Origin of the sequence: Caballeronia sp. LZ032 (assembly GCF_031451315.1) — a bacterium.
In the GTDB taxonomy this organism is placed as follows: Bacteria; Pseudomonadota; Gammaproteobacteria; order Burkholderiales; family Burkholderiaceae; genus Caballeronia.
In genome coordinates, this window is record NZ_JARUXP010000001.1 from 3104946 (window position 1) to 3122714 (window position 17769).

Consider the following 17769-nt stretch of genomic DNA (forward strand, 5'->3'; position numbering starts at 1 on the left):
CATCGTGAAAATCGAATCGAATAGCAACACCACTCTGGCAGGCCTTCAAGACACCCTGCAGCGCGCGTCGCAGAACGACGCCAAAGGTGCCGCGAGCACCGTGCAACAAGCGGGCGCAAACCCGGCAACGAATTCGAAAGTGAGCTTGTCGTCCTTGTCGACGGACCTGCGCGCATCGAACGGCTCGGACATCGATACGGCGAAAGTCGAGTCGATCAAGGCCGCGATCCGCGACGGCAGCCTGACGATGGACCCGGCCAAGATCGCCGACGGCATTCTGAGCACGGCGCGCGATCTGCTGCAAACGAGAACCCCGCCGACCGGCGGCTGAACGCAGTGAGCTCGACTCGCCTGTCATGGATGGACAGGCGCGTCGTGGCGGCGGCGTTCGCGGACCGGGCGGCTTTTTAAAACCCGCTTTTCAGCGTATCCAGCGAGCCGCAATGAGAGACGCCCTGCTTGCCACCATCACCGAAGAAGTCGCTGCTGTTCAGGCCTTCGAATCCCTCCTCGCCGACGAGGAAAAAGCGCTGATCGCCGCGCAGCCGCTTCCGGCGCTTCCCGGCATCATCGAGAACAAGACCGCGCTCACCGAACGCATCTCCAATCTCGAAAAGACGCGCGACGAACATCTGAATGCATTGGGCTTTCCGGCCGGTTTCATCGGCATGGAAGCCGCCGCCGCCGGCGATGCCGCGATTGCCGAGCAATGGGCGCTGCTCACCGCCGCCGCCCGTCGCGCGAAACAAGGCAACAACAATAACGGCGTGCTGATCCGCACGCGCATGGAATACAACCGCAAGGCGCTCGCCGCGATGCAGGTTGCGCCGTCGCGGGCCGGGTTCTACGGCCCGGACGGCCGCGTGCCGGGCGCCTGATCCGGACATTGGTAGCCTTCAGAACGGCGCGTGTCTCATGCGGGACACGCGCCGCTTTCGTTTCCGCGCTTTCATCTAGCGAATAACCCCCTTTTCCCCGGCCTTATCCTCCGATGGCCGCTCGACGCCTTCCGCAATAATCCCTGACATCGAAAAGCGGCTTCGTGCCGCTCGCACGGATTGGACACGGAACGGAGCAAGGCCCGGTGGCAGAAGAAAGCGATCTCGAAAAAACCGAATCAGCCACTCCCAAGCGCCTGGAAAAGGCGCGGGAGGAAGGCCAGGTTGCGCGTTCTCGTGAACTCGCTTCCTTTGCGCTGCTGGCGGCGGGCTTTTTCGGGGTCTGGGGCTTGTCCGGCCCGATCAGCGGGCATTTGCAGTCGGTGTTGCGGGGTGCTTTCACGTTCGATCATGCCACCGTGCTCGACACGCGCCAGATGATGATCGGGGCCGCGAACGCCGGCAAGGAAGGCATGCTGGCCGTGCTGCCGGTCCTGCTGCTCACGTGCTTCGCCGCGCTGGCCGCGCCGATGGCGCTCGGCGGCTGGCTGCTCACCACCAAGCCGCTCGCGCCGAATTTCGGCCGCCTCAATCCGGTAAGCGGGCTCGGCAAGATCTTCTCTTCGCAGGGCCCGGTGCAGCTGGGCATGGCGATCCTGAAAACGGTCGTGGTCGGCGGCATGGCGGGCTCGGCAATCTGGAGCCGCCGCGCCGAAGTGCTCGACCTTCTGACCAAGCCGCTCAGTCTCGCGCTCGCCGATGCCATGCACCTCATCTTCGTGTGTTGCGGCATGGCGATCGGCGGATTGTTTCTGGTCGCGGCCGTGGACGTTCCGTACCAGCTGTACTCGCACGCCAAGAAGCTGCGCATGAGCAAGGAAGAAGTGAAGCGCGAGCACAAGGAGAACGAAGGCGACCCGCACATCAAGGGCAAGATTCGTCAGCAGCAGCGTGCGGCCGCGCGTCGCCGGATGATGCAGGCGATTCCCACCGCCGACGTGATCGTGACGAACCCGACTCACTTCGCGGTCGCGCTGAAGTACACGGACGGCGAGATGCGCGCACCGAAGGTCGTCGCGAAGGGCGTGAATCTCGTGGCCGCGCGCATCCGCGAACTGGGCCGCGAAAACAACGTGCCGCTGCTCGAAGCGCCGCCGCTGGCGCGTGCGCTGTATCACAACGTCGAGATCAATCGCGAGATTCCGGGCGCGCTGTATGGCGCGGTGGCGCAGGTGCTGGCGTGGGTCTACCAGCTGAAGCGCTACAAGGAAGACGGCGGTATCAAGCCGGACCAGCCGTCCGATCTCGACGTACCGAAGGAACTCGACAAAGGCGGCGTTTCCGACGCCGACGCCGATCAGGAAGCTGAAGAAGCCCTGACCGGCGACAACCCTGACAATGGAGCCGCCGCATGAACGCGCGCGCTGGATTTTTCGCCAAACGGCCTGACGCGCTGGGCACGCAGAACCTTCGAGCCCTCGCCGGCCCGATCCTGATCTGCATGATCCTGGGCATGATGATCCTGCCCTTGCCGGCGTTCCTGCTGGATCTGCTGTTCACCTTCAACATCGCGCTCGCGGTGATGGTGCTGCTCGTCAGCATGTACACCCAAAAGCCGCTCGACTTCGCGGCGTTCCCGAGCGTGCTGCTGTTCTCCACCTTGCTGCGCCTGTCGCTGAATGTCGCGTCGACGCGTATCGTGCTGCTGGAAGGCCACACCGGTCCGGATGCGGCCGGCCAGGTGATCGAGTCGTTCGGTCACTTCCTGGTGGGCGGCAACTTCGCGGTGGGTATCGTCGTCTTCGTGATTCTGATGATCATCAACTTCATGGTGATCACGAAGGGCGCGGGCCGGATCGCCGAAGTGGGCGCGCGCTTCACGCTCGATGCCATGCCCGGCAAGCAGATGGCCATCGACGCCGACCTGAACGCCGGCCTCATCAACGAGGAAACCGCGAAGAAGCGCCGCCAGGGCGTGGCGCAGGAAGCCGAGTTCTACGGTTCCATGGACGGCGCGAGCAAGTTCGTGCGCGGCGACGCCATCGCGGGCTTGCTGATCATGGTGATCAACGTCGTCGGCGGACTGATTGTCGGCATGCTCCAGCACGACATGGACTTCAGCCACGCGGCGACCAACTACACACTGCTGACCATCGGCGACGGCCTCGTCGCGCAGATTCCGTCGCTCATCATTTCGACGGCGGCTGGCGTGATCGTGTCGCGCGTTGCGACCGAGGAAGACATCGGCACCCAGCTGACGGGACAGTTGTTCCAGAATCCCCGCGTGCTGATGATTACGGGCGTGATCATCGGCATCATGGGCCTGATCCCCGGCATGCCGCACTTCGCGTTCATGCTGCTCGGCGGCGGCCTGATCTATGCCGCGCGCTCGATGAACAAGCGCGCCGAAGCGAAGAAGAAAAGCGCCGTCACCGATGTCACACCGCTCGCTGCAAGCGCGGCGGCCACCTCGGCCGAGAATGCGGAAGCCAGCTGGGAAGATGTCGCGCTCATCGACCCGCTCGGCCTGGAAGTGGGCTATCGCCTGATTCCGCTCGTCGACAAGAACGCCGATGGCGAACTGCTCAAGCGCATCAAGGGCATCCGCAAGAAGTTCGCGCAGGAAATCGGCTTTCTGCCGCCGGTCATTCATATTCGCGACAATCTCGAACTGCGCCCGAACGGCTACCGCATTGCGCTGAAGGGCGTGGAAGTGGGCGTGGGCGAAGCGTTCCCGGGACAGTGGCTCGCAATCAACCCCGGCCAGGTTTCGGCTGCACTGCCCGGCGCCCAGACGCAGGACCCGGCGTTCGGCCTGCCGGCGGTGTGGATCGACACCAATCTGCGCGAGCAGGCTCAGGTGTACGGCTACACGGTGGTGGACGCGAGCACGGTGGTCGCGACGCACCTGAATCATCTGGTGGTCACGCACGCGGCCGAATTGCTCGGACGCCAGGAAGTGCAGGCGCTGCTGGAGCGCATCGGCAAGGACACGCCGTCGCTCACGGAAGACCTCGTGCCGAAGGTGATTTCGCTGACGACGCTGCAAAAGGTGCTGCAGAATCTGCTCGACGAAAGCGTGCCGATCCGCGACATGCGCACCATTCTCGACGCGCTTCAGGAACACGCTCCGAAGCTTTCCGACGCTCACGACCTGACGGCCGCGGTGCGTCTAGCGCTGGGCCGCGCAATCTCGCAGCAATGGTATCCCGGCAACGACGACCTCCAGGTGATGGGACTCGATCCGACGCTGGAGCGCGTGTTGTCGCAGGCGTTGTCCACCGGCACGAATCCGGGACTGGAGCCCGGACTCGCGCAGACGCTGATGAACTCGACCCAGAACGCGATGATGCGTCAGCAGAACCTCGGACTGCCGCCGGTGCTGCTGGTGCAACATTCGCTGCGCGCGATGCTTGCGCGCTTCCTGCGCCGCAGCCTGCCGCAGCTGAAGGTGCTGTCCTATGCCGAAGTGCCCGATACGCGCAACGTGAAGGTGGTCAACCTGATTGGCGCGTAATCAGACGACGGTGAATCTGCGCTCCTGCGCCGACGTGTCCGAGATATACAGTCTGAGCGGATGGCCCTCGTCATCCAGATCCGCTTTCGCAAGGAAGCAGATGGAATGGCGGGAAGCCATGGCCTCGACGTAGCGATTCTTAGGGCGGTTGAACGCGGGATCGACCACGATGGCGGGAAGCCGCGCACTGCCTCCTTCGAGCGTGACCCGGCACGCGCCGGTGGTCATGTCGAACTGCGAAATCACGCCGACATAAGTCTCGAGATGCTCCGAGAGCTTGCGTCCCGCGTGTGCAAATGTCCGCTTGTGCGTGCGATTCAGGCTCATGAAACACGCGCCATCCAGGTGGAGGTCGATGCGCTCGCATGAGCGCTCGATAGGACTCAGCGCCTGACGCGCGGCGGGTTGCAGGATGTCGGTGAGCTTGTCGATGGAGGCCATCATCTTGTCGACCGTCGTGGCCAGTCTGGTCATGTTGAGTTCGTTGCTCTGCATCGACCGTTGCAATGCTTCATTCAGGTATTTCATATTGCCTTGATCGCGTCGGGATAGAACGTACTGAATCACGGCGGCAAGCACAGCGCCAAACGCACCAGACCACAGTTCCTTGCTCGTTGCCATGCTTTTCACCATTGCCAGGACTTCGAAACAATGATGCTCGTCTACCGGGAGCGAGACGACACTGACATCGAGTGCATCGAAGTGAAAGGGCAGTCTACCCGTCGCGAGCACGCTCGCACATAGCGAAATGACGCGCGCGAAGCCTTGAATCGATTCTCCCAGCTGATTCAGATCTATCTCATGCGCGATAGCATCATAGCCTTGATAGCGAACGCTGAGAATGCACAGTTTGTTTTCGATGTTGCCACGTGTGACGTCAAGCATTGTTTACTCCGCATGCCAGTTATGACGTCATGCTAAGCAACTGAGGCGGATTCAAACATCCACCGAACGGCCAGCTTGCGCCGGGCCTCAACACTCGACAATATTCACCGCAAGCCCGCCGCGCGACGTTTCCTTGTACTTGGTCTTCATGTCGGCGCCGGTTTCGCGCATGGTCTTGATCACCGAATCGAGCGAGACATAGTGCGAACCGTCGCCGCGCATCGCCATGCGCGCCGCGTTGACGGCCTTCACCGAGCCCATGGCGTTGCGTTCGATGCAGGGAATCTGCACCATGCCGCCCACCGGGTCGCAGGTAAGCCCGAGGTTGTGCTCCATGCCGATTTCCGCTGCGTTCTCCACCTGCGCGGGCGTGCCGCCGAGCACGGCCGCGAGGCCGCCCGCCGCCATCGAACACGCCACGCCCACTTCGCCCTGGCAGCCCACTTCCGCGCCCGAAATCGACGCGTTCATCTTGTAAAGGATGCCGATAGCCCCGGCCGTCAGCAGGAAGTCGATGATGCCCTGCGGGTTGGAGCCAGGCACGAAGCGGTCGTAATAGTGCAGCACGGCCGGGATGATGCCGGCTGCGCCATTCGTTGGCGCGGTCACGACGCGTCCGCCTATCGCGTTTTCCTCGTTCACCGCGATCGCATAGAGGTTGATCCAGTCGATCATCGACAGCGGATCGCGCAGCGCCAGCTCCGGCTTGCTCGCCAGCGCCTTGTACAACTGCGGCGCGCGGCGCTTCACCTGGAACGGTCCGGGCAGATGCCCTTCGGCTTCGGGATTGCCGATGCCGCAGCCCCGCGCGACGCAATCCTGCATCACGTCCCAGATGCGCAGCAGGCCCGCGCGGATCTCGTCCTCGCTGCGCCAGACGCATTCGTTTTCCCACATCAGCCGGGCGATGGAGTGCCCCGACTCAACGCACATCCTCATCAATTCGTCGCCGGTCTGGAACGGAAACGGCAATTGCTCGTGCGCCGTCAGCACCGCGGTATTCGCCGCGCCCGCCGTCACCACGAAACCGCCGCCCACCGACAGATAGGTGGCCTCGCGCAGCAACGCGCCGCTTGCATCGAACGCGTACAGCTTCATGCCGTTCGGATGCTCGGGCAGTGCCTGCCGGTAGAACGCGATGTTCTCCCTGATCGTGAAGGGCAGCTTGTGATGGCCGAGCAGCGCCAGTGTCTTCGACGCGCGCACCTGGTCGAGACGCGCCGAAATCGTGCCGGCATCGACGGTATCGGGCGCGTCGCCCATCAGGCCCAGCATCACGCCGCGATCGGTGCCATGGCCCTTGCCGGTCGCGCCGAGCGAGCCGTACAGCTCGCATTTCACCGACGCCACCGCGTCCAGCAGCGCGTCGCGCTCGAGCCCCTGGGCGAACAACAAGGCCGCGCGCATCGGACCGACCGTGTGCGAGCTCGACGGTCCGATGCCGATCTTGAAGAGGTCGAATACGCTGACTGCCATGACTGCTCCTGCGTGAGAGTTAGCGCGCCGGCAGCGGCAGACACACCGCGAGCCACGCGGGCGGCGTCGGCGCGAGCCGCAGCGCCACCGGCGCGTAGCGGCCGTCGAGACGCGCCGCCAGATGAAAGAGTTCTGCCGCGTTTTTAGGATCCCACGGACCCGAGAAGCCCGGCAAACCGGCCTCGCGGCGCTTGGCGTCGAAAGGGACGGTCGAACGCACGAATTCCTCGTGCGTCTTCGTGCCGAGCGCATACGGCGTGAGCCAGTTGAGCGCGACAGCGAGCGTCGCCCCCGACTGCGCGCGTTCCGGCAGCCAGTTGCGGTTGTGGCGGCGCGCGGCCAGCGCCGCCGTGACGAGCGGCTGAAGGTCGTAGGTCACGTAGTGAAGCGCATCGCGTTCGGCGAAATCGACCGTCGAGCCATCCGGCGCGATGTTGTCGCCGATATGCTCGACGAACAGCCGCTGCGCCGCGTTGATGAGCTTGCGGTCGTCGATGGTGAACGCGCCCATCGCCACCAGTTTCACGCGATGACTCTGCCAGTTGTTGCGATACGTGCCGGTCAGCGGACGCGGCTGCTTGTCGATGTCGTTGATGTAACCGGTCACGAGCTTCGTGATGAAGGCGTTCGCGGCATTGCGCGTCTTGACCGGCAGCGCGCTCGCCGTCAGGTCGTAGGCGAGGATCAGCGACTCGAAGTTGGTCTCGTCGATCGGGTTGAAGCTCGGCTGATACGTGGTGGTCCACGCGAACAGGAAACGGTCCACCAGACGCAGGTACCGCTCGTCGCCGGTGGCGCGCCAGGCGAGCGCCGCGTCGCGCATCAGGCTTAAGTCCTTCTCGGCCTCGATGCTCTCGTCGCGAATGCCCTCGTGCGGCAACGTGCCCTCGGTGTGCAGCTTCGCGCGCGCCTTCGGCTGGTCGTTGACGTGTGACTGAACCATCTTCACGAGCGCCCGCACGCCGGGATCGGCATTGGTGCGCTCGCTCGTCTGCATCGCGGGCGCGGCGCAGAAGTTCATCGCCGCATGCGCAGCCGGCGCGGCCAGCGTCAGCGCGCACAGCACAGCCAGCCGTTCGCGTGGCCTGAAACGGCCTTCGTTCACCTCTCGCACCTTCGGCGCCATGCGTACTCCTTGATTGGCTTGGGTCCGGGGTGTGATGTTAGCCGTTCTGACGCGCACCGCAAAACCGCCCGACAATGCTTGACCATTCGGGCGGCTCGCCGGCTCTAGGCCGTACTCATTCAGCGTAATCCGAAATCGGTACGCATGAACACATCAGGTTGCGGTCGCCATAGGCGTTGTCCGCGCGGCCCACTGGCGACCAATACTTGCGCGTCACCAGCGACTTGAGCGGATACGCTGCCGCCTCGCGCGTGTACTTGTGGTCCCACGCGTCCGCCGTGACGACTGCGGCGGTGTGCGGCGCGTGTTTCAGCACGTTGTCGTCGCGATCGGCGCGGCCTTCCTCGACGGCGCGAATCTCTTCACGAATGGCGATCATCGCGTCGATGAAGCGGTCGAGCTCTTCCTTCGATTCGGATTCGGTCGGCTCCACCATCAGCGTGCCGGGGACCGGGAAGCTCATGGTCGGCGCGTGGAAACCGTAGTCGATCAGGCGCTTGGCCACGTCTTCCACCGAGATGCCGCTGGATTCCTTGATCGGACGCACGTCGAGAATGCACTCGTGCGCGACGAGCCCGCCCGCGCCGCTGTACAGCACCGGATAGTGCGGCGCGAGGCGCTTCGCGACATAGTTGGCCGCGAGGATCGCGCTTTCGGTGGCGGCCGTCAGGCCTTGCGCGCCCATCATCGCGATGTACATCCAGGAGATCGGCAGGATGGCAGCCGAGCCATACGGCGCCGACGACACAGCGCCGATGCCCGCTTCGTCGCGCTGGTAGCCGGTCGAGACCTGATTGGGCAGGAACTTGGCCAGATGTGCGCCGACCGCGACCGGACCCACGCCCGGTCCGCCGCCGCCGTGCGGAATGCAGAAGGTCTTGTGCAGGTTCAGGTGCGAGACGTCGCCGCCGAACTGGCCGGGCGCGCACAGGCCGACCATCGCGTTCATGTTGGCGCCGTCCACGTACACCTGGCCGCCGTGCGCGTGCACGATGTCGCAGATTTCCCGCACATTGCGCTCGAACACGCCGTGGGTCGACGGATACGTGATCATGATCGCCGCGAGATTCGCCGAATGCTTTTCGGCCTTCGCCTTCAGATCGTCGATATCGACGTTGCCGTTCGCATCGCACGCCACCACGACGACCTGCATGCCGGCCATTTGCGCCGACGCCGGATTCGTGCCGTGCGCCGATGCCGGGATCAGGCACACATTGCGATGACCTTCGCCGCGCGACTCGTGATACGCATGAATGATCAACAGGCCGGCGTACTCGCCCTGCGAGCCGGCGTTCGGCTGCAAGGACACCGCCGCGTAGCCCGTGCATGCAACCAGCATCTGTTCCAGCTGATCGATCATCGTGCGATAGCCGACCGTCTGTTCGGCAGGCGCGAACGGATGAATCTGCGCAAACTCGGGCCACGTGACCGGCAGCATTTCCGACGTGGCGTTGAGCTTCATCGTGCAGGAGCCGAGCGGGATCATCGTGCGGTCGAGCGCGAGATCCTTGTCCGCGAGGCTGCGCAGATAGCGCAGCATTTCATGCTCGGAATGGTGACGATTGAAGACCGGGTGCGTCAGGTAGTCGCTCGTGCGCTGCAGTTCGGCCGGCAGTGAAACGGACGCAGCTTCGTCGAGCGCGTCGATGTCGAACGTTTCGGTCTTGCCCGCGACTTCCGCAAACAGCGCGAACAGCTTCAGCAGGTCGTCGCGCGTCGTGGTTTCGTCGAGCGACACGCCTACGCGCGTCGCGCTCACGCGGCGCAGATTGACGTGCGCGGCGTAGGCGGCCTGATGCAGCGCGGTCGTGCTGGCGCCGCTTTCGATCGTCAGCGTGTCGAAGAAGGATTCATTGGCCAGCGTATAGCCCAGCTTGCGCAGACCGCCCGCGAGGATGGACGCGACCCGGTTCACCCGTTGCGCGATCGTCCGGAGACCCTGCGGGCCGTGATAAACCGCGTACATGCTCGCCATGATCGCGAGCAGCGCCTGCGCCGTGCACACGTTCGAGGTCGCTTTCTCGCGGCGGATATGCTGTTCGCGCGTCTGCAGCGCGAGACGCAGCGCGGAATTGCCCTGCGCGTCGACGGTCACGCCTACAAGACGGCCCGGCATCTGGCGCTTGAATTCGTCGCGCACCGCCATGAAGGCGGCATGCGGGCCGCCGAAGCCGACCGGCACGCCGAAGCGCTGCGTATTGCCGATGGCCACGTCCGCGCCCCACTCGCCCGGCGGCGTGATGAGCGTCAGCGCGAGCAGATCCGCCGCCGCGATCACATGACCGCCCGCGGCGTGAATCGCTTCGGCGAGCGCGCGGTAGTCGTGCACGTCGCCGTTCGCGCCCGGATACTGGAGCAGCACGCCGAAGGCATTCGCACTCGCGGCGTCCGCGGCGGGACCGACCTTCACTTCGATGCCCGCCGGCTTCGCGCGCGTCTTCACCACTTCGATGGTCTGCGGCAGGACGTCGTCGGCGACATAGAACACGTTCGACTTCGGCTTGCCCACGCGTTGCAGCAGCGTCATGGCTTCCGCGGCGGCGGTGGCTTCGTCGAGCAGCGATGCGTTCGCCATCGCAAGGCCGGTCAGGTCCATCACCATCTGCTGGAAGTTGAGCAGCGCCTCGAGACGGCCTTGCGAGATTTCCGGCTGATACGGCGTATAGGCCGTGTACCACGCCGGGTTTTCGAGCACGTTGCGCAGGATCACGCCCGGCGTGTGCGTGCCGTAGTAACCCTGGCCGATGTAAGTCCGGAACACCAGATTCTCGTCCGCCAGCTTGCGCAGCGACGCGAGCGCTTCCGCCTCGCTTTTCGGCTGCGTGAACGCGCCGAGCGGCAACGTTTCCTTGCGGCGGATCGATTCAGGAATCACCGCGTCGATGAAGGCCGCGCGCGAGGCGAAGCCAAGCGCGTCGAGCATCGCGCGCTGATCTGCTTCATCGGGGCCGATGTGCCGTTCCGCAAACGCGTCGTGGCGTTCGAGCGCGGCGAGTGACAGGGAGGTGCGGTTCATCAGGCGATCCGGGTGTTCGAGCTTCATGAGAATTCCTGCGAGAAGCGGCTTTCCTCGAGGAAAACCGCCTTCGTCCAAGTGAGAAAGTTATTCGCCGATCGACTGGCCGTAGCCCGCGGCGTCGAGCAGCTTGTCGAGACCGTCATTGCTGGACGGCTTGATCTTGAAGAGCCAGCTTTCGTACGGCGCGCCGTTGACCTGGTCCGGCGCGGCAGCCAGCGCGTCGTTCGAGGCGACGATCTCGCCCGACACCGGCGCGTAGATGTCGGAGGCGGCCTTCACCGATTCGATGACCGCAATGGCATCGCCCGCCGCGACGCTCTTGCCGGCTGCCGGCAGTTCGACGAACACGATGTCGCCGAGCGCTTCCTGCGCGTGATCGGTGATGCCGACGGTCAAGGTGCCGTCGGACTCGGTGCGGACCCATTCGTGCGATTCGGTGTATTTCAGATCGGCCGGGATGCTCATTGGATGCTCCTTGCGTGATGCGTTCGTGAGGTTCTTGATCGGAGGAAACGGGCGCAGCGGCTTGATGCCTTGTCTGATGCACTTGCCTCAGGACAGATCCACGAGGACCTTGCCGTTGCGCACGAACGGAAGTTTTACCACGCGCGCCGGGACTTGCTTGTCACGAATCACGACCTGCACCGTGTCGCCGGCGGCAACGGCGGCGGGCACGCGCGCAAACGCGATCGACTCCTGCATCGACGGCGAAAACGTGCCGCTCGTGATCTCGCCTTCACCGTGCTGCGACAGCACTTTCTGGTGGGCGCGCAGCACGCCGGCCGCGCGGCCGTTCTCCTTCGTCAGCACCAGTCCGACGAAGTTCGCCTGCGCGCCGTTTGCTTCCAGCGCGCTGCGGCCGACGAAGTCGCGCTCGCTTTTGAGATCGACCGTCCAGGCGAGGCCGGCGTCGAGCGGCGAGACGGTGTCGTCCATGTCCTGGCCGTAGAGATTCATGCCGGCTTCCAGGCGCAACGTGTCGCGCGCGCCGAGCCCGGCGGGCTTCACGCCGGCATCGCGCAGCGCGTTCCACAGGGCTTCGACGTGCGTCGCGGGCACGACGATCTCGAAACCGTCTTCACCGGTATAGCCGGTGCGCGCGAGCATGACTTCGCCGAATGCCGTCGACGGAAAGCGGACCGCGTTGAACGGCTTGATCGATTCGGTTTGTGCGCGGGCATCAGGCAGCACGTGCCAGACTTTTTCGCGGGCGTTCGGACCCTGCACGGCGATGATCGCCAGATCGCGGCGCGGCGTGATGGAGAGGTTGAACTCGCCTGCGGCGTTCAATTGCCCGAACCAGGCGATGTCCTTCTCGGCGGTGCTCGCATTCACGACGACGCGAAAGCTCGTCTCGGAGAAGTAATAGACGATCAGGTCGTCGATGACGCCGCCGTCGCCGTTGAGCAGGCAGGAATAGAGTGCGCGGCCGGGTGTCGTGAGTTTGTCGACGTTGTTGGCGAGGGCGTACTTGAAGAAGTCGCGGACGGCTTCGCCCTCGAAATCGACGACGCGCATGTGGGAGACGTCGAACATGCCGGCATCGGTGCGGATGGCGCGATGCTCGTCGATCTGCGAACCGTAGTTGACGGGCATGTCCCAGCCGCCGAAATCGACCATGCGCGCGTTCAGCGCGAGATGGGCGGCGTGCAGGGGCGTGTGTTGAAGGTCGGTCATCGGGGCCTCGGTTCGCGAAACAAAAAAGGCCACGCAGCGCACTATTCGCCTGCCGGATGAGCCTTTCGTGCTGTCGAACAGCGCGCAAGGCTTATGCCGCGACGATTGCGATGCGTGACCCCTCTGTCCTCGGTACCTGAGAGATTGCGCGAACCGTGCACGGTCGTGCTGCGGTTCATCGCGCGCCCCTTCGGTGGGCAACTGGCTTCGCTATAGAAGCCGCTGCCGCTCTCCAGAGTGCGAGGAAATGATTCCTCGACGCAGTCGGTCCTTTTGCCTGAGAGTTTGCGGGTATGCCCCTTCGGCGGCGCGGCGACACTGCCTGAGCAGCGGCCACGCGCTCTCCCGACGCGTGCGGCAGAATTTACGCGACCGAATTGGGGTTGTCAAACTGATCCGGGGGCGGAATGGGTGGGGGCGGACATTTGGGGGCGCATCAGGATGGCGCTCGGCCGTTGGGGCGACGCAGGCGCCGCTGCCGATCAGGAAAAGGCGGCGTGGTCGCGTTCGACGTGCGCCCGGAAAGCGTCTGCCCGAGGGACAAACGCACGGCAATTTGCCAGAAGGTCCGTGGCCTGAGACTGTGTGAACGATTCAGCGAGCCGATAGTCCGCGTCGGTCCTCACGCGCTTGAGATCGATCAGTGAATAGGCCAGCGATCGTCCTTTCATGCCGCCTGCCTTGAGTCGCTCAGTGAGCTTGACGTGCTCACCACAAAGCTGCGGATTGGGGGGCAGGCAATGATCCGCCACGACGAGCGCCTTGTGGTAGGCGGCGTAATAAGCGCGCGAGGCGCCCGCGCGCCATTCACATTCGTGACTGCCCGCCGACAACTGTTCCGCCAGCGTCAATAGATCATCGACTTCGATACTCACCGTTCAACCTCGATGGACAAACCTGCCGGTATATAGGACGCAAATGGGCGGCACGCGAAAGTGATGGCTTCAGGATGAGCGTTCTCGAAGCGTTCGGTCAACGTGTCCGCTATCGCGCAATTCACGCTGGCGCAACGGCTTGCGGATTGATCGACGAAGAGCTCGTATCGCATGGAATGGTCCGGATAAACCACGACGGTGGTTTGTCTTATGACACAGTCTTCCTCGCAGATGGCCGTGATGGCCGATTCCAACAGAGCCAGGCGTAGCTCGATGCCGACATTACTTTTCTGAAGCCGCTCGACAATTCCCTCGATGGATACAAAAAATGCATCGACTTCAGTGAGTGCGCTGTGATTTTCCTGAGCAAGAACGATCCTTGCCGCATCTTCGAAATGCAATGCTCCGAAAAGCACACGCGCAGCATTCACCTTGAACCGAGCGTCATCGCCTGCGTTCGCGACTACCCGGCGCGCATAATTGACAGCGAGACGCGGCATGCCGACATTGTTCAAGAGCGAGGCCGCATTGCCCAGAATCATCACATCGTGTTTCGCGAGTGCCTGAGCGGCTTCGATACACCGTATGCACTGGCTCCGGTCGCCGCGCAGAAATGCGGCAAATGCCAGAATCAGCCAGCACATTTCCCGCTGCTGCGCACCCCTTTCAAGAAGCGCTTGGGCATCTCGCTCAATACGCCTTATCCGGAAAGCATTGCCATTCGTCGTGATCGTCATGTCGATCACTTCGCTGAGCCATTCCGTCGTGGCGAGTTTTGGAAGATTCAAGGACGACTGCTCCGGATTTCCGATTCATGATCTGCGCTGATACTAGCAGCGCAATCGAACCAAACCGCTATCTCGAAAAAAATCAGAAATAACGCCTGCCGGAATACACGAAAGGCGCGAAGCAGGCTGCAATGCCCCGCGTTTCACGCCTTTCGAAAACCCCGCCCTCACGCCCTCACAAACGCCACGCTCCGCCCTTCGCGATCGCTCTGCATCGCCAGCTCGATGATCGTCATCGTATCCACCGCGTCCTGCGGCGATACGGGGAACCGCTTGCCATCCTGGATCGATGCCGCCAGCGCCCGGTAGAACTCGATGTACGCGCCATCCTTCGTTGCGAATTCATGGCGCAGATCGTGATCGCCGTCCACTTCGCGCAGCAGGCCCGGCGGATTCTTGCCGAACTCCGGATTGCCCGGCCGCATGCCGGCCCGCAATTGATCTTCCTGCGTATCCAGCCCGCTCTTCACGTAGCTGCCGCGCGTGCCGTGAACCGCAAAACGCGGCGGCTCGAGCGCCGCGAGCGCGCTTGCGTGCAGGATCACTTGCTTGTCGTCGTAGCCGAGCACGAGATGTACGTAATCCGGTGCATGCGCGTGATCGCGATGCGTCTTGACGAACGCCGTCACCGTCTCCGGTGCGCCGAACAAGGTCAGCGCCTGGTCGATCAAATGCGGCCCCAGATCGAACAGCAGACCGCCGCCGCGCGCCGCTTCCTCGCGCCAGCGTTGCGGAACCTTGGGGCGGAAGCGGTCGAAGTGCGATTCGTAGTGCGCGATGCGCCCGAGCCGCCCGCTTTCGATCAAGCCGCGCAACGTCATGAAATCGCCGTCCCAGCGGCGATTGTGGAACGGGGCGAACAGCAGCCCCTTCTGGCGGGCGAGATCGGCAAGCGAGCGGGCATCGGCGGCGCTGAGCGTGACGGGTTTGTCGACCACCACATGCTTGCCCGCCGACAGCGCGCGGTGCGCGAGGTCGAAGTGCGTGTCGTTCGGCGTCGCGATGACGACGCACTGAAGGCCCGGAACGGCCAGCAGCGCGTCGAGGTCCGCCACGATTTGCGCGTCGGGATAGTCGGCCTGTGCGCGCTCGGCCTGGCTGGTCGCGATGGCGGTCACTTCGGCGCGGCCGCAATGCTCGATGACGGGCGCGTGAAACGTCGCGCCGGCGAGGCCATAGCCCATTACGCCGACTTTCAGTGCTGAACTCATGCGGGCATCCTGTCGTGGAAAGCGGTTTGATATTGTGGCACGCCCGCAGCCCGTGCTTCACGCCCTCCGACCGTAAGCAGGGCCGGAACCGGGCGCTTGGCATCGTGTTAACATCGCGCACTCCTTCATGCGGCGGCTGCATGCCGCGCGCCTCAGAATCCAAAGCCCAGAACGATGTCCGCAGGTCTGAACGCCGCGCAAAACGAAGCCGTGCGCTATCTCGATGGTCCCTGTCTCGTGCTCGCCGGCGCAGGCAGCGGCAAGACACGCGTGATCACGCAGAAGATCGCGCATCTGATCGAGGGGCGCGGCTTCGAGCCGAGGCACATCGCCGCGCTCACGTTCACGAACAAAGCCGCGCTCGAAATGCGCGAGCGCACCGCCAAGCTGCTCGAAGGCAAGACGCTCACGGCACCGGGCAAGGAAGGCCGCCGGATTCCTGTCAATCAGTTGACCATCTGCACGTTTCACTCGCTCGGCGTACAGATCATGCGGCAGGAGGCGGAGCACGTCGGCCTGAAGCCGCAGTTCTCGATCATGGACTCCGACGATTGTTTCGGCATGGTCCAGGAGCAGCTCGGCACCACGGACAAGGGGCTGATCCGCAAGATCCAGTCGATCATCTCGCTGTGGAAGAACGCGATGGTGTCGCCCGATCAGGCGTCGGTGCTCGCCAGCAACGAGGATGAACATCAGGCAGCGATTGTCTATCGCAGCTACGCGGCCACGCTGCATGCCTATCAGGCGCTCGATTTCGACGATCTGATCCTGCGCCCGGCGCAACTGTTCGCGCAGAACGAGCAGGTGCGCGACAAGTGGCAGAACCGTCTGCGCTACCTGCTGATCGACGAGTACCAGGACACCAACACCTGCCAGTACGAACTGGTGAAGCTGCTGGCCGGACCGCGCGCCGCGTTCACGGCCGTGGGCGACGACGATCAGGCCATCTACGGCTGGCGCGGCGCGACGATCGAGAATCTCGCGCAGCTCGGCAAGGACTTTCCGAAGCTGCACGTCATCAAGCTGGAGCAGAACTATCGCTCGACGGTGCGCATCCTGACCGCGGCGAACAACGTCATCGCCAACAATCCGAAGCTGTTCGAGAAGAAGTTGTGGTCCGAGCACGGCATGGGCGACACGATCACCGTCACCGGCTGCAACGACGAAGAGCATGAGGCGGAATCCGTCGTGTTCCGGCTCTCGGCGCACAAGTTCGAGCGACGCACGCAGTTCCGCGATTACGCGATTCTCTATCGCGGCAACTTCCAGGCGCGCATCTTCGAACAGGTGCTGCGCCGTGAACGCATTCCGTATGTGCTGTCGGGCGGGCAATCGTTCTTCGACAAGGCCGAGATCAAGGATCTGATCGCGTATCTGCGGCTGATCGCGAATCCCGACGACGATCCCGCGTTCATCCGCGCGATCACGACGCCGCGCCGGGGCGTCGGCAACACGACGCTCGAAGCGCTCGGGGCGTTCGCGGGCGCGGCGAAGGTGTCGCTGTTCGAGGCCGTGTTCATGGGCGGCATCGAGGCGCGTCTGTCGGCGCGGCAGGTCGAGCCGCTGCGCACGTTCTGCGAGTGGATTCGCCGGCTGTCCGACCGCGCCGCGCGCGATCCGGCCAGCGAAGTCCTCGATGACATGATGGAGGCCATTCACTACGAGGCGTATCTCTACGATGCCTACGATGAACGGCAGGCGCAGTCGAAGTGGCAGAACGTGCTCGAGTTCCTCGAATGGCTGAAGCGCAAGGGCACCAAGCCCGAAGCCGCGCCGGGCACGGAGCAGACCGGCTTCGACACCGCCGACGGTCTCGCCGACGAAGGCAAGAACCTGCTCGGACTGATCCAGACCGTCGCGCTGATGTCGATGCTCGAAGGCAAGGAAGAGGATCCGGATGCGGTGCGCCTGTCGACGGTGCATGCGTCGAAGGGGCTGGAGTATCCGCACGTGTTCCTGGTGGGTGTCGAGGAAGGCATCATGCCGCATCGCGGCGGCTCGGACGAAGACACGCCCGTCGATGATGCGCGCATCGAGGAAGAACGCCGTTTGATGTATGTCGCGATCACGCGGGCGCAGCGCAGCCTGCATCTGAACTGGTGCAAGAAACGCAAGCGGGCGCGGGAGACGGTGGTGTGCGAACCGTCGCGCTTCATTCCCGAGATGCTGCTCGACGACGCGCCGCCGCCGACTGCCGATGAAGCGCCGCTGTCGCCGAAGGACCGGATGGCGATGCTCAAGGCGATGCTGCAGAAGAGCTGATCGCCGCTGTCGGGTTCATTCAGTGCATTCGAAAAAAACCCTGCGACACTCGCGT

General features: G+C 63.8%; 14 protein-coding genes and 2 riboswitches. Of the genes, 5 read left to right on the top strand and 9 right to left on the bottom strand.

Translation table 11 applies throughout. The annotated features are described in order from the left end of the window. The first annotated feature begins 4 nt into the window (after positions 1–4). The 4 genes from flgM (at position 5) to flhA (ending at position 4395) form a co-directional block, all read left to right on the top strand. Positions 5–331 carry a flagellar biosynthesis anti-sigma factor FlgM gene (gene flgM, locus QCE69_RS14605; protein WP_404987363.1) on the top strand — a complete coding sequence of 109 codons (327 nt, stop codon included), beginning with the start codon at positions 5–7 and terminating at the stop codon, positions 329–331. 112 nt (positions 332–443) lie between these two features. Next, positions 444–878 carry a flagellar protein FlgN gene (locus tag QCE69_RS14610; protein ID WP_309931315.1) on the top strand — a complete coding sequence of 145 codons (435 nt, stop codon included), beginning with the start codon at positions 444–446 and terminating at the stop codon, positions 876–878. Positions 879–1084: 206 nt separating this feature from the next. Continuing rightward, entirely contained in the window at positions 1085–2293 is a 1209-nt protein-coding gene (flhB, locus tag QCE69_RS14615; protein ID WP_309810790.1) for a flagellar biosynthesis protein FlhB, read from the top strand. After that, positions 2290–4395, top strand: coding sequence for a flagellar biosynthesis protein FlhA (gene flhA, locus QCE69_RS14620; RefSeq protein WP_309919173.1), 2106 nt, complete (start codon positions 2290–2292; stop codon positions 4393–4395). The genes flhB and flhA overlap by 4 nt, the downstream gene beginning before the upstream one ends. On the opposite strand, the gene QCE69_RS14625 is transcribed toward flhA, so the two are convergent. The 9 genes from QCE69_RS14625 to QCE69_RS14665 form a co-directional block, all read right to left on the bottom strand. After that, positions 4396–5280 (bottom strand): hypothetical protein, encoded by an 885-nt coding sequence (locus QCE69_RS14625; RefSeq protein ID WP_309931316.1) that lies wholly within the window; start codon positions 5278–5280, stop codon positions 4396–4398. An 87-nt stretch (positions 5281–5367) separates the two neighbouring features. Next, positions 5368–6756 (bottom strand): L-serine ammonia-lyase, encoded by a 1389-nt coding sequence (locus QCE69_RS14630; RefSeq protein ID WP_309919179.1) that lies wholly within the window; start codon positions 6754–6756, stop codon positions 5368–5370. Positions 6757–6775: 19 nt separating this feature from the next. Then, complete coding sequence (locus QCE69_RS14635; protein WP_404987334.1) at positions 6776–7882, bottom strand: alginate lyase family protein; 1107 nt, start codon at positions 7880–7882, stop codon at positions 6776–6778. A 115-nt stretch (positions 7883–7997) separates the two neighbouring features. Beyond that, the gene (gene gcvP, locus QCE69_RS14640; RefSeq protein ID WP_309931317.1) at positions 7998–10925 is read right to left on the bottom strand and encodes an aminomethyl-transferring glycine dehydrogenase; all 2928 of its coding nucleotides are present in this window, start codon (positions 10923–10925) and stop codon (positions 7998–8000) included. A gap of 60 nt (positions 10926–10985) precedes the next feature. Then, entirely contained in the window at positions 10986–11366 is a 381-nt protein-coding gene (gene gcvH / locus QCE69_RS14645) for a glycine cleavage system protein GcvH (protein WP_309810807.1), read from the bottom strand. An 87-nt stretch (positions 11367–11453) separates the two neighbouring features. After that, positions 11454–12578: a glycine cleavage system aminomethyltransferase GcvT gene (gene gcvT, locus QCE69_RS14650; RefSeq protein ID WP_309931318.1), complete on the bottom strand. Its 1125-nt coding sequence runs from the start codon at positions 12576–12578 to the stop codon at positions 11454–11456. 113 nt (positions 12579–12691) lie between these two features. After that, positions 12692–12824, bottom strand: a riboswitch (glycine riboswitch). 8 nt (positions 12825–12832) lie between these two features. After that, positions 12833–12936: riboswitch (glycine riboswitch) on the bottom strand. 124 nt (positions 12937–13060) lie between these two features. After that, positions 13061–13429 carry a hypothetical protein gene (locus QCE69_RS14655; protein WP_309931320.1) on the bottom strand — a complete coding sequence of 123 codons (369 nt, stop codon included), beginning with the start codon at positions 13427–13429 and terminating at the stop codon, positions 13061–13063. A 20-nt stretch (positions 13430–13449) separates the two neighbouring features. Then, on the bottom strand, positions 13450–14241 hold the full coding sequence (locus QCE69_RS14660; protein ID WP_309931321.1) for a hypothetical protein: 792 nt from the start codon (positions 14239–14241) through the stop codon (positions 13450–13452). Positions 14242–14408: 167 nt separating this feature from the next. Next, complete coding sequence (locus QCE69_RS14665; protein ID WP_309931322.1) at positions 14409–15452, bottom strand: oxidoreductase; 1044 nt, start codon at positions 15450–15452, stop codon at positions 14409–14411. 174 nt (positions 15453–15626) lie between these two features. On the opposite strand from QCE69_RS14665, the gene QCE69_RS14670 reads away from it, so the two are divergent. Then, entirely contained in the window at positions 15627–17714 is a 2088-nt protein-coding gene (locus QCE69_RS14670; protein ID WP_309919194.1) for a UvrD-helicase domain-containing protein, read from the top strand. Positions 17715–17769 lie beyond the last annotated feature (55 nt).